Raw genomic sequence first — 11,876 nt, 5'->3', positions numbered from 1 at the left:
GAATTCCGATGAACCTGATCGACGCCGTTTGGCGTTCGCCGACCGGGCAAGTCTTGCTTGGCGTCGCGCTGCTCGTGATCATTGCTGGCTTATGGACGCGCACGCGGGACCGCAACATGACGGTGCTGCTTGCGATCTCGCGCGGCATCGACCGGGTCAACGAATTCATCGGCAAATGGGTTGCCTGGCTGATCCTGGCTGCGGTGCTGGTCAGCGCCGGAAACGCCATCATCCGCAAAGCCTTCAGCATGTCGTCCAATGCCTGGCTGGAATTGCAATGGTATCTGTTCGGCGCCGCATTCCTGCTCGCCGCCGCCTACACCTTGCGCGACAACGAGCATATCCGGGTCGACATCGTCTACGGCATGTTCTCGCGCCGCACCCAGCACCTGATCGACCTGTTCGGCCACGTCTTGTTCCTGATGCCCTTTACCATTCTGATGGTGCTCTATCTGTTCCCCTATGTCGGCCTTTCCTACCGCTCGGGCGAGATGTCGAACAATGCCGGCGGCCTCATCTTATGGCCGGCCAAATCGCTTTTGCTGATCAGTTTCATCATGCTCCTGTTCCAGGGGATTTCCGAAATCATCAAGAAGATCGCGATCCTGCGCGGCAACATGGACGACCCCAATCCGTTCATCTCGTCCCATGAAATGGCCGAAGTGGAAGCCGAGGCGCTCGCCAAGGAGATCCGCCAGTGATCCATCTCATCGCCGAGAACATGGCCCCGATCATGTTCTGCTCGCTCGTCGTGTTCCTGCTGATCGGCTATCCCGTCGCGTTTTCGCTGGCAGCCAACGGCCTGATGTTCTTCGTCATCGGGGTCGAATTGGCCCCCTTCTCGGGCAACGCCATCAACCTGTCCTGGCCGCTGCTCTATGCGATGCCGGAGCGTCTGTGGGGCGTCATGTCCAACGAGACGCTGCTGGCCATCCCCTTCTTCACCTTCATGGGCATCGTGCTGGAACGGTCCGGCATGGCCGAGGACCTGCTCGACACGATCGGCCAGTTGTTCGGCCCGATCCGGGGCGGGCTTGCTTATGCCGTCATCTTCGTCGGCGCCCTGCTTGCCGCCACCACCGGCGTCGTGGCGGCTTCCGTCATCGCCATGGGCTTGATCTCGCTGCCGATCATGATGCGCTATGGTTATGACCGGCGCGTGGCATCAGGCGTGATCGCCGCTTCCGGGACACTGGCGCAGATCATTCCGCCGTCGCTGGTACTGATCGTTCTGGCCGACCAGCTCGGCCGCTCGGTCGGCGACATGTATGCCGGCGCGCTCATTCCCGGTCTTTTCCTGACCGCGCTTTACGCCAGCTATATCCTGGCGATGTCGATCTTCAAGCCGGCGTCGATGCCGGCACTGCCGCTGGAGGCCCGCACTCTGGGGCACGGCGTCACCTCGCTGATCATCGCTCTCATCGTGGCCGGCAGCATCGCCTACACCGCCCATGTCCTGCTCACGCCTGCAGTCGGCGTCAACGCCGATATCTGGGGCGCAACGGTCGGCGTCGTCGTCATCTATGCCTTCGCCGTCATCGACCGTGGCATGAAGTTCGGCATCATGTCGCGGCTGGCCCAGCAGGTCATCATCGTGCTGATCCCGCCGCTGGCGCTGATCTTCCTGGTGTTGGGCACGATCTTCCTCGGCATCGCCACCCCCACCGAGGGCGGAGCGATGGGCGCGGTCGGCGCACTGGCGATGGCTGCCGCCAAGGGCCGGCTCAGCTACGCGGTGACGCGCTCGGCGCTGATCGCCACCACCAAGCTTTCGTCTTTCGTGATGTTCATCCTGATCGGCGCACGCGTCTTCTCGCTGACCTTCTACGGCGTCAACGGCCATGTCTGGGTCGAGCATCTGCTGACGTCGCTGCCGGGCGGTGCAACCGGCTTCCTCATCGTCGTCAACATCCTCGTCTTCTTCCTGGCCTTCTTCCTCGACTTCTTCGAGTTGGCCTTCATCATCGTGCCGCTGCTGGCACCGGCCGCCGAGATACTCGGCATCGACCTGATCTGGTTCGGTGTGCTCTTGGGCGTCAACATGCAGACGAGCTTCATGCACCCGCCATTCGGCTTTGCCCTGTTCTATCTGCGCTCGGTGGCGGCCAGGGTGCCCTATATCGACAAGGTCATCGGCAAGAAGATCGAGCCGGTCACCACCGCCCAGATCTATTGGGGCGCGGTGCCCTTCGTGCTGATCCAGGTGCTTATGGTCGGCATCCTGATCTTCTTCCCGCAGATGGTCATGCACTACAAGGGCAAGGTGGTCGATCCTTCAACCATCAAGATCGAACTGCCGCAAATGCCGGGCCTCGGAGCTCCGCTCGGTATGCCCGCGCCAGACAACGGAACGGCACCTGCAGCGCCACAGCCGGGCAACAATCTCTCCGCCCCGCCCAGCTTCAACTGAACTGCGGGAAGAGAGCAGTTTCGGGACTATTTCCCAAGCCCAACAAAAAACCCCGGAGGCCTGGCCTCCGGGGTTTTTGTTTCAGTTCGACGCCAGTGGATCAGAGCTTGCCGTTGCGCTGCTGGATCATCATGAAGGTGTCGTAGTTGTACTCGCCGATCTGCGCCCACAGGAAGTGATCCTTGCGGAACGCCTTGATCGAATCCCAGATCTTCTTGAAGCCGGCATTGCTCGCTTCCATTTCGGCGTAGACTTCGTTGGTCGCGTCGAAACAGGCCGACAGGATTTCCTGGCTGAACGGCCGCAACTGGGCGCCATTGGCAACCAGCGACTTGATCGCACCCGGATTCACATAGTCGTATTTCTGCAGCATGTTGGCATCGGTCGCCTGTGCGGCAACCTTCAGTAGCGCCTTGTAGCCAGCCGGCAGTTCTTCCCATTTCGCCTTGTTGAACATGAAATGGACCGTCGGGCCGCCTTCCCACCAACCGGGATAGTAGTAATAGGGCGCGACCTTCTGAAAGCCGAGCTTCTCGTCGTCATAAGGGCCGACCCATTCGGCAGCGTCCAGCGTTCCCTTTTCAAGAGCCGGATAGATATCGCCGCCCGCCAGTTGCTGCGGCACTACGCCCAGTTTCTCGAGCACCTTGCCGGCAAAGCCGCCGACGCGGAACTTGAGGCCCTTGAGGTCCTCGACGGTGTTGATTTCCTTGCGGAACCAACCGCCCATCTGCACGCCGGTGTTGCCGCCAGGCAGGCCGTAAAGGCCCTGCTTGTCAAGGAATTCGTTGTAGAGATCGTTGCCGCCACCGTGATAGAGCCAGGCATTCATGCCGCGCGCGTTGAGCGCGAACGGAACGGCAGAGCCGAGCGCCCATGCCGGGTCCTTGCCCCAGTAGTAGTAACCGACCGTGTGGCACATCTCCACGGTTCCGGCCGCGGCAGCATCGGCTGCCTGCAGGCCCGGCACGATCTCGCCGCCGGCGAAGGGCTGGATGGTGAAATTGCCGTCGGTCGCTTCCGACACATATTTCGACAGCGTATCGGCGCCGCCATAGATCGTATCGAGTGATTTCGGAAAGGACGAGGCCAACCGCCAGGTGATCTTGGGGTTGGACTGGGCAATTGCCGGAGTGGCAAGAGTCGCGGCAGCTGCTGCGGCTCCCGCACCGGCCGTACCGGCCTTTCTGATAAATGAACGACGATCCATCAATTTCCTCCCTTTCCGTATCGGAATTTATGGTCCGATCACCGTGGATTCATTTCGCTATTGGCAATCGGTGCAATGAAACAATACACGCCGGACTTGCGTAGTCCAGCGGGCCGGACGATAGCATAGACAATATGGTTGCAGCTTCTCTTATGCGGCCCAAACGCTTGCAACTATAGTCGAACGGCCTCCCGGCCGGCGCAGCGGCAAGGCAAAACTTGACGTGGCAAACCGCCTTCATATTGCCTATCTTGAATGTAGCTAAGTTCCACGCCGCTAACGGATCAACACGCAAAATGCTTCAGCCGCTCGTCGCCGTCTCCACAGACGTCAAGCAATTCGAGAATTACACCTGGCACGCGACACCCCAGCAATATCTCGAGGCGGCTATCACGGGTGCCGGCGTGCTGCCGGTCCTGGTGCCGGGCCTCGGCGATCGGCTCGATCTCGACGAGCTGTTGTCGTCAGTCGACGGCGTCATGCTGACAGGCTCGAAGTCGAACGTGCATCCCTCGCTCTATGGCGGCGACGCCAGCGAAGCCAATGGCCCCTACGACCCTGCGCGCGACGCCACCACCTTGCCGCTGATCCGCAAGGCCATCGAACGGGGCGTTCCGCTGCTGGCGATCTGCCGCGGCATCCAGGAGATGAACGTCGCGCTGGGCGGTACGCTGGCAACCGAAATCCAGGAGCGGGAAGGCGTGCTCGACCACCGCGCCCCGGCCAGCGACAATCAGGACGAACGCTTCGCCATCCGCCAGAAACTGTCGATCAAGCCCGGAAGCTGCCTGGCGAGCGTCTTCGGCGCCGGTGATATTTCCGTCAACTCCGTTCACCGGCAGGCCGTCGACCGGCTGGGGCCGAAGCTGCAGATCGAAGCCGTGGCCGAGGACGGCACGGTCGAGGCGGTATCGGTCAAGGATTCGCTCGCATTTGCCGTCGGCGTCCAGTGGCATCCGGAATATTGGGTGAACTCCGACAGCGTCTCGCAAAAGGTGTTCAAGGCCTTCGGTGATGCCGCTCGGCTGCACGCCGCCGCACGTACCGGAACTCGTGCCGCAGCGGAGTAGGTTCTTACTGCTTTTTGATCCTAGCCGTTTCCGGAACCGGGGTCAGCGGCTTGCCGGTCGAGAACCACGACACCAGATTGTCCACGCACAGATCGGCCATCGCCCGACGGGTGAAAGCCGAGCCCGAGGCTACATGCGGCAACAGCACGGTGTTGGGCGCATCGAGCAGCGCCTGCGGCACGTGCGGTTCGTTGGCAAACACATCAAGCCCGGCGGCGGCGATCGTTCCATCCGATAGCGCCTTGGCCAGTGCGTCCTCATCGACCGTGCTGCCGCGCCCGGAGTTGACGAAAACCCCGTTCGGCCCCAGCGCCGCCAGGATTTCGGCGTTGATCGCCTTCTCGGTCGCCGCACCGCCCGGTGCAATGCAGATCAGCGTGTCAACCGCCTTGGCCAGCGCCTTGAGCGAACGGTAATAGGTATAGGCCACGCCCTCGACGGGACGACGGTTGTGATAAGCGATCGGCAGCCCGAAACTTTCCAGCCGCTTGGCGATGGCAAGGCCGATGCGGCCCATGCCGAAAATGCCGATGCTGCGCGTGCGTAGCGTCAGCGGGCTCACCGGTATCGGCCCTTGCGAGGCCCATTTGCCGGCGCGCAGCCAGGCTTCCGCTTTCGGCAGTTCGCGCAAGGTCGAGATCAGCAGGCCAACGGTGGTATCCGCCACCTCCTCGGTCAGGACATCGGGCGTATTGGTCACCATCACGCCACGCGTCGCGGCATGGGCGGCATCGACGGAATCGTAGCCGACGCCGAAATTGGCAATGATCTCCAGATTGGGAAAGGCGTCGATGAAGGCAGCATCGACACCGCCAAAGGCTGCAATGCCGCGCACCGCCTCGCACTCGGCTTTATCCACGAGAGAGGCGTCGGCGCGTTCGATGGCGACAAGCCGGAATTCGCCCGCGATACGGTTCAGCGCATGGTCGTGGAACTTCCCCGGAACCAATATGGTCACGGGCGTTGACGGTATCGGATCGGTCATGAACGTTCCACGGGGCGCCCGGTCGACTGGCGCACATGCAATTCAGGCTTGATGAGTTCCTGCGATGGACGAACGGTCTGGCCGTTGAGCTTGTCGAGCAGGGCGCTGGCGGCACGGCGGCCGACTTCGCGCTGGCCGTTCCAGACCGTGGTCAACGCCGGCGTGGCAATGGCCGCCTCTTCCAGGTCGTCGTAACCGGTCACGGAAATATCGACGCCCGGCACCAGCCCGGCGCGCGCAATGCCGTTCATCAGGCCAATGGCAACGAGGTCGTTCCAGCAGCACGCCGCCGTCGGCTTGTCCTTCAGCGCCAGCAACTGGTTGGCGGCCTCGAAACCGCCCTGCTTGGTGCGTGGGCCGGCAATGCGCCAGGACGGTTTGACCTCAAGGCCTGCCTCCTCCATCGCGTGGACATAGCCCTGGTAGCGGTCGCGGCCGGTGGAGGTCTGGTCGGTGCCGCCGATCATGGCGATGCGCTTGTGGCCAAGCGAGATCAGGTGGTTGGTTGCAAGCGCCGTCCCGTAGGCATCATCACCGCGGAACACCGGCACATGCGCGTCCTCGACATCGCGGGCGATGAGCACCGCCGGCAGGCCGTTCTCCTCGGCCATGAGGATATCGGAGGCTGGCGTGTCGATGGCCGGCGACATGATCACGCCGTCGGCGCCGAGTTGCAGAAGCGTGTCGATGAAAGTGCGCTGCTTGTCCAACTGGTCGTAGTGGTTGGACAGGATGAAGGTCTGGCGCGAGCGGTCGAGCTCGTGCTCGATGGAGCGCAGGATCTCGGCATAAAACGGGTTCATGATGTCGTGCACGACGACGCCGACAATCCCCGAGCGCGACGTGCGCAGGCTGGCGGCACGGCGGTTGTAGATGTAGCCGATCTCGCGCGCATGTTCCTTGATGCGGTCACGCGTGGTGGCGGCCACCAGCGGGCTGTCTCGCAGCGCCAGCGAGACGGTTGCGGTCGAGACGCCCAACGCGTCCGCGATCGTCGAAAGCTTGATTTTCTGCGCCAGAGCCGCTTGTCCCCCACCGCTTTTAAACTGTTTAAAAGCGGCTTATGCCATCGTTCCGCAGCAAATCAAAGCTTTTTTGCCACCGCTTCGGTTTCCGAGCCGGGGGCCGCCCGGTTGCGTACGCGCAGCCGATGCTCGCGATGGACGATATAGAGCCCGCTGGCGACGATGATGGCCGCGCCAGCCAGGGTCCAGTTGTCGGGGAACTGATCGAAAATGAACCAGCCGAAGGCGATCATCCAGACCATTTGCAGGTAGGGATAGGGGGCGAGCGCCGTTGCCGTGGCCTGCCGGTAAGCCTGGATCAGGCACCAGTGGCTGAGCCCGCCGAAGACGCCCAGCAGCGCCAGCAGGAGCCATTGCCAGGCATCGCCGGGCATCGACGCCGTGAACGGCAATGTCGGCGTCAACAGCACCAAAGGCGCCAGCGCGGAATAGAAGACGAGACTTTCAGGCGTTTCGGAGGCCGACATGCGCCGGGTCATGATGACGTAGAAGCTGTTCGACAACATGGAACCCAAGGCAAGGAAATGGCCAATCCCGAACACGCCGATGCCGGGACGCGTAATCACCAGCACACCGATGAAGCCGGCAAAGATGGCCGACCAGCGCCGCCAGCCGGCCCATTCACCCAGCAAAGGCCCAGCCAGCGCCGTGATGATCATCGGGCCGAAAAAATAGATCGAGGTCGTCTCCACCAACTGAAGATAGCGCAGCGCGAGAATATTGAACACGGTCGAGCCGGCCAGGAAAGCGCCGCGCACAATATGCGCCGTCGGGCTTGCCGCGCGGAAGCGCCCGATATCGCGCCAGCCCCGAAACAGCACGGCCACCAGCACCACATGCCCGGCAAAGCGCATCCATGCGATGAACAGGGGCGCAATGCCCGCAAGCACCAGATATTTGCTGGACGAATCGAGGAAGGTGAAAAGAATGTAGGCGACGACCATGTACAAGATCGCCGCGACAGGCGTCACGCTATCATCGAATCGACGGGAAGTGCTCACACCAGGACCTGAACTTGCTCCAAAACCATCCGTGAGCTTTGGGCCAGCCCGACCGAGGCTGCAAGCGCAAAAGCGGCTGACCTAACCGAAAGCTATTCTTCGGCTTCCGCCTCTTCCTCGACGGTGGCGTCGGCACCCGACAGGTTCGCTTCGATGCGGGCGAGCAGCTTGTGCAGCGCTTTCTGGTCCTTCTTGTCGAGGCCCTTCAACGCCTGCTTTTCCGTCTTCTTCACCGACTTCTCGATGGCCATGATCATTTCGCGGCCTGAATCGGTCAGGAAGATGTGGGCCTGCCGGGCATCGGAATTGGAGGCGCGCTTGTCAAGAAAGCCCTGCGCCTGCAAGCGGTTGATGGTCTTGGTGATGGTCGGCGGGCGAACGCCCAGCCGATCGGCAAGAGCACCCGGCGTCTGCCCGTCCTCGCGGTCCAGCGTCAGCATGATCTGGTCCTGGCCGGCATAGAAGCCGTGCGCCAGAAGTCGTGACGCAAGCGCGGTGCGCGCCAATCGTGCAGCCGAATGCAGCCGGCTCATTGTCGCTGTTCTGTCAGCCTTGGCCATGTCTTCCTCTCAATCCGGACAGGCGGCAGGATAGCATGCGCCGCCGCTTGCATTCGTTTTGTTTTCCGCGCCGGAGAAACCCTTTTGCCGGCAAGCGAAACCGCAGCGGCATGCTTATGACAGAGCCGCATTGCAGTTTCATGACAGTGTTTATCCGGCTGACTTGTTTTGCGAACGCCGCTGGCGGAATGCCCTAGACGGATTGCCCGGCACACCAGCCGGACGACCATGCCCATTGGAAATTATAGCCGCCGAGCCAGCCGGTGACATCGACGACCTCGCCGATGAAATAGAGGCCCGGCAGGGCCTTGACCGCCATGGTCTTCGAATCGAGGTCGCGCGTATCGACGCCACCCAACGTCACTTCCGCGGTCCGGTAGCCTTCCGAACCGGCAGGCTTGATGCGCCAGTCGTTGACGGCAGCTTCGACGCGCCGTAGCTCCCTGTCCGGCAGGTCAGCCATATTTCTCGATATCGCCAATTGCTCGACGATGGTCTGGGCAAGCTTCTTCGGCAGCAAGGAAGCCAGCACCGTCTGCACGGCCTGCTTGCCGTTCTCGGTGCGGGCGGCACGCAGCGCTTCGAACACATCGACGCCGGGCAACATGGCAATGCCGATTTCGTCGCCCTCGCGCCAGTAGGACGAGATTTGCAGGATGGACGGACCGCTGATGCCGCGATGGGTAAACAGCATGGCTTCCGCAAATTGCGTCTTGCCGCACGAAACCACGGCATCCAAGGCGATACCGGAGAGCGGCTTGAGGCGCTCCAGTGTATTCGGCTCGAAGGTCAGCGGCACCAGCGCCGGTCGCGGATCGACAACGCGCACGCCGAATTGCGCGGCGATCTCATAGCCGAGCCCCGTCGCGCCCATCTTGGGGATCGACTTGCCACCGCTCGCCACGACCAACGATGCGCAGTGTACCGGCCCGTCCTCAAGCTTGACGACAAAACCGTCGGATGCCCTTTCGATTGTCTCCACGCGCGTATTCAGCCTCAGCATCGCACCGTGGCGCTTCATCTCGTCCAGCAAAAGCTGGATGACCTGCATGGCCGAGCCGTCGCAAAACAATTGCCCCAGCGTCTTTTCGTGGAACGCGATGCCATGGCTTTTGACCAGCGCGACGAAATCGTGCTGCGTGTAACGCTTCAGCGCCGAAATGCAGAAATGCGGATTCTGAGAAAGGAAGTTTTTCGGGGCGGCGTGGATATTGGTAAAATTGCAGCGGCCGCCGCCGGAGATGCGAATCTTTTCGCCGGCGCTCCGCGCATGGTCGATGACGAGCACCTGACGGCCGCGCCCGGCCGCCTCTATCGCGCACATCATGCCGGCAGCACCCGCCCCAATGATCAATACATCGACCGAATCCACGCGACGTCCCCGACAAAAGAAATCCTCTATAGCCTTTGACCGGGACGTTGCATCGTAATTTCATCGCACCGACCGATAATCTGGCCCAATGCGAAACGGCTGGGATTGATCGTGCAAAACGTTCGCCGTCATCCTATATGGAGGCAACAATTCCCCTTCGAGGCGCGACATGAGCGACACCCAGACGCAAATTCCCGTAACCGTTCTCACCGGCTATCTCGGCTCCGGCAAGACGACCCTGCTCAACCGGATCCTGTCGGAGAACCACGGCAAGCGCTATGCCGTCATCGTCAACGAGTTCGGCGAGATCGGCATCGACAACGACCTGATCGTGGAATCCGACGAGGAAATCTACGAGATGAACAATGGCTGCGTGTGCTGCACGGTGCGCGGCGACCTGATCCGCGTCGTGGAAGGCCTGATGCGCAGGCCGGGCCGCTTCGATGCAATCGTGGTGGAAACGACTGGCCTCGCAGACCCTGTTCCCGTCGCGCAAACATTCTTCATGGACGAGGATGTGCGCTCCAAGACCAAGCTCGACGCGGTCGTAGCCCTGGTCGACGCCAAGCATCTGCCGCTGCGCCTTAAGGACTCGAAGGAAGCCGAAGACCAGATCGCTTTTGCCGACGTCGTCGTGCTGAACAAAACCGACCTTGTGACGGAAGATGAACTGCGCGCCGTGGAAGCCACCGTGCGCGCCATCAACCCGGCAGCGAAGATCCATCGCACCCAGCGCTCGGGCGTCGATCTCGGCGAAGTGCTCGACCGCGGCGCCTTCGATCTTTCCCGCGCGCTGGAAAACGATCCGCATTTCCTCGACGCGCATGACGATCATGATCATGACCATGAATGCGGCCCGGATTGCGACCACGACCACCACCATCATCACGATCACGACCATCATGATCATGACCACCACGACCATGCGCATCCGTCGGCCATTCACGACGTGACGGTGCAGTCGGTATCGCTGCGCGGCGGCGAGATGGATTCCAAAAAGTTCTTTCCGTGGATCGAGAAAATCACGCAGCTGGAAGGGCCGAACATCCTGCGCCTCAAGGGCATCATCGCCTTCAAGGACGATCCGGACCGCTACGTCGTGCAGGGCGTGCACATGATCCTCGAGGGCGATCACCAGCGCGCCTGGAAAGATGGCGAAAAGCATGAGAGCCGGTTGGTTTTCATCGGCCGCGAACTCGACGCCGAGCGGCTGAAGAACAGCTTCGAGGCCTGCCAGGCCATGACTGCCAACTGACCCATGCCGACAGTCGCTCCCCTTGATCTCGACGGCCATTGCCTCGCCGCCGTCTTCCTGAACAACGTGCCGCATTTCGCACTCGCCGACGGCGTGGTGCATCGCCTCGACCATGGCCACAAGACTGAGCAAGCCAATGACGGCCTGCTCGCGGCATTTCACGACGCGGCGAACGACCGGCTGCTCACGGCTGGTGAGGACGGCAAGGTGTTTGCCGTCAAGAATGACGGCACGGTCGAGCAACTGGCCGAGGCTGGCCGCAAATGGATCACCAGCGTCAGCGCCGGTCCGCAAGGCGCAATCGCCTATGCGTCAGGCAAGACCGCCTATGTGCGCTTCGCGGACGGCAAGGTGAAGGAACTATCCCACCCGCGCTCGGTTGAGGCCGTGGCCTTCGCGCCGAAGGGCATGCGCATCGGCGTCGCCCGCTACAATGGCGCAACGCTGCATTTCCCGGCCGCCGATGGCAAGCCGGTCGAACTGGAATGGGCAGGCGCCCATACCGGCATCGCGTTTTCGCCCGACGGCAATTTCCTCGTCACCACCATGCAGGAAAATGCGCTTCACGGCTGGAAACTTGCCGACGGCAAGCACATGCGCATGAGCGGCTATCCGGCCAAGGTGAAAAGCCTGTCGTGGGCTGCGAAAGGCAAATGGCTGGCAAGTTCCGGCGCACCGGCGGCGATCGTTTGGCCGTTCCAGGCCAAGGACGGGCCTATGGGCAAGGCGCCGCTGGAACTCGGGACGCGCGGCAACACCATGGTGACATGCGTTGCCTGCCATCCCAGCCAGGATGTGGTCGCTATCGGTTATGAAGACGGGATGGTCATCGCCGCGCGCTTCACCGACACCAAGGAGGTGCTGCTGCGCCGTCCCGGCAAGGGCGCCATCACCTCGATGATGTGGGATCGCGAGGAGCGTCGCATCGTGTTCGGCAGCGCCGCCGGCGATTGCGGCGTCATCGACATAGCGGGCTGAGCCGTCCTAC

The 11,876-nt window shown here is 61.9% G+C and carries 11 protein-coding genes; 5 read left to right on the top strand and 6 right to left on the bottom strand.

Translation table 11 applies throughout. The features are described 5' to 3' along the window. Positions 1 to 116 precede the first annotated feature (116 nt). Positions 117 to 701 (top strand): TRAP transporter small permease subunit, encoded by a 585-nt coding sequence (locus ASD64_RS08865; protein ID WP_056104969.1) that lies wholly within the window; start codon positions 117 to 119, stop codon positions 699 to 701. Further along, positions 698 to 2,410, top strand: a complete 1,713-nt coding sequence (locus tag ASD64_RS08860; protein WP_056103833.1) for a TRAP transporter large permease — start codon at positions 698 to 700, stop codon at positions 2,408 to 2,410. Before ASD64_RS08865 ends, ASD64_RS08860 begins: the two co-directional genes overlap by 4 nt. Positions 2,411 to 2,510: 100 nt before the next feature. On the opposite strand, the gene ASD64_RS08855 is transcribed toward ASD64_RS08860, so the two are convergent. Next, positions 2,511 to 3,620, bottom strand: coding sequence for a TRAP transporter substrate-binding protein (locus ASD64_RS08855; RefSeq protein WP_056103830.1), 1,110 nt, complete (start codon positions 3,618 to 3,620; stop codon positions 2,511 to 2,513). A 296-nt stretch (positions 3,621 to 3,916) separates the two neighbouring features. Here ASD64_RS08855 and ASD64_RS08850 point away from each other — a divergent pair, with 296 nt between their 5' ends. Next, positions 3,917 to 4,690: a gamma-glutamyl-gamma-aminobutyrate hydrolase family protein gene (locus ASD64_RS08850; RefSeq protein ID WP_056103826.1), complete on the top strand. Its 774-nt coding sequence runs from the start codon at positions 3,917 to 3,919 to the stop codon at positions 4,688 to 4,690. 4 nt (positions 4,691 to 4,694) lie between these two features. Here the strand turns inward: ASD64_RS08850 and ASD64_RS08845 are convergent, their stop codons facing one another. From ASD64_RS08845 to ASD64_RS08825, 5 genes are all read right to left on the bottom strand, one after another. Continuing rightward, the gene (locus ASD64_RS08845; protein WP_056103823.1) at positions 4,695 to 5,675 is read right to left on the bottom strand and encodes a 2-hydroxyacid dehydrogenase; all 981 of its coding nucleotides are present in this window, start codon (positions 5,673 to 5,675) and stop codon (positions 4,695 to 4,697) included. Then, positions 5,672 to 6,694, bottom strand: coding sequence for a LacI family DNA-binding transcriptional regulator (locus tag ASD64_RS08840; RefSeq protein WP_056103820.1), 1,023 nt, complete (start codon positions 6,692 to 6,694; stop codon positions 5,672 to 5,674). The genes ASD64_RS08845 and ASD64_RS08840 overlap by 4 nt, the downstream gene beginning before the upstream one ends. A gap of 65 nt (positions 6,695 to 6,759) precedes the next feature. Then, positions 6,760 to 7,644 carry a DMT family transporter gene (locus ASD64_RS08835; protein ID WP_056103816.1) on the bottom strand — a complete coding sequence of 295 codons (885 nt, stop codon included), beginning with the start codon at positions 7,642 to 7,644 and terminating at the stop codon, positions 6,760 to 6,762. A 149-nt stretch (positions 7,645 to 7,793) separates the two neighbouring features. Beyond that, the gene (locus ASD64_RS08830; protein WP_056103812.1) at positions 7,794 to 8,261 is read right to left on the bottom strand and encodes a MarR family winged helix-turn-helix transcriptional regulator; all 468 of its coding nucleotides are present in this window, start codon (positions 8,259 to 8,261) and stop codon (positions 7,794 to 7,796) included. Between the two features lie 193 nt (positions 8,262 to 8,454). Further along, positions 8,455 to 9,633, bottom strand: a complete 1,179-nt coding sequence (locus ASD64_RS08825) for an NAD(P)/FAD-dependent oxidoreductase (protein WP_056103810.1) — start codon at positions 9,631 to 9,633, stop codon at positions 8,455 to 8,457. 169 nt (positions 9,634 to 9,802) lie between these two features. Here ASD64_RS08825 and ASD64_RS08820 point away from each other — a divergent pair, with 169 nt between their 5' ends. Next, positions 9,803 to 10,888 (top strand): CobW family GTP-binding protein, encoded by a 1,086-nt coding sequence (locus tag ASD64_RS08820; RefSeq protein ID WP_056103807.1) that lies wholly within the window; start codon positions 9,803 to 9,805, stop codon positions 10,886 to 10,888. A 3-nt stretch (positions 10,889 to 10,891) separates the two neighbouring features. After that, positions 10,892 to 11,866 (top strand): WD40 repeat domain-containing protein, encoded by a 975-nt coding sequence (locus tag ASD64_RS08815; RefSeq protein WP_056103803.1) that lies wholly within the window; start codon positions 10,892 to 10,894, stop codon positions 11,864 to 11,866. Positions 11,867 to 11,876 lie beyond the last annotated feature (10 nt).

The organism is Mesorhizobium sp. Root157 (assembly GCF_001427385.1).
Taxonomy (GTDB): Bacteria; Pseudomonadota; Alphaproteobacteria; order Rhizobiales; family Rhizobiaceae; genus Mesorhizobium.
This window is presented reverse-complemented; position numbering and strand designations above follow the sequence as displayed.

What these genes read in the sequence shown, in the direction of transcription:
- ASD64_RS08865 (WP_056104969.1), top strand. Translation starts at nt 117, where the DNA reads ATGACGGTGCTGCTTGCGATCTCGCGCGGCATCGACCGGGTCAACGAA.
- ASD64_RS08855 (WP_056103830.1), bottom strand. Translation starts at nt 3,620, where the DNA reads ATGGATCGTCGTTCATTTATCAGAAAGGCCGGTACGGCCGGTGCGGGA.
- ASD64_RS08850 (WP_056103826.1), top strand. Translation starts at nt 3,917, where the DNA reads ATGCTTCAGCCGCTCGTCGCCGTCTCCACAGACGTCAAGCAATTCGAG.
- ASD64_RS08845 (WP_056103823.1), bottom strand. Translation starts at nt 5,675, where the DNA reads ATGACCGATCCGATACCGTCAACGCCCGTGACCATATTGGTTCCGGGG.
- ASD64_RS08835 (WP_056103816.1), bottom strand. Translation starts at nt 7,644, where the DNA reads ATGGTCGTCGCCTACATTCTTTTCACCTTCCTCGATTCGTCCAGCAAA.
- ASD64_RS08830 (WP_056103812.1), bottom strand. Translation starts at nt 8,261, where the DNA reads ATGGCCAAGGCTGACAGAACAGCGACAATGAGCCGGCTGCATTCGGCT.
- ASD64_RS08820 (WP_056103807.1), top strand. Translation starts at nt 9,803, where the DNA reads ATGAGCGACACCCAGACGCAAATTCCCGTAACCGTTCTCACCGGCTAT.
- ASD64_RS08815 (WP_056103803.1), top strand. Translation starts at nt 10,892, where the DNA reads ATGCCGACAGTCGCTCCCCTTGATCTCGACGGCCATTGCCTCGCCGCC.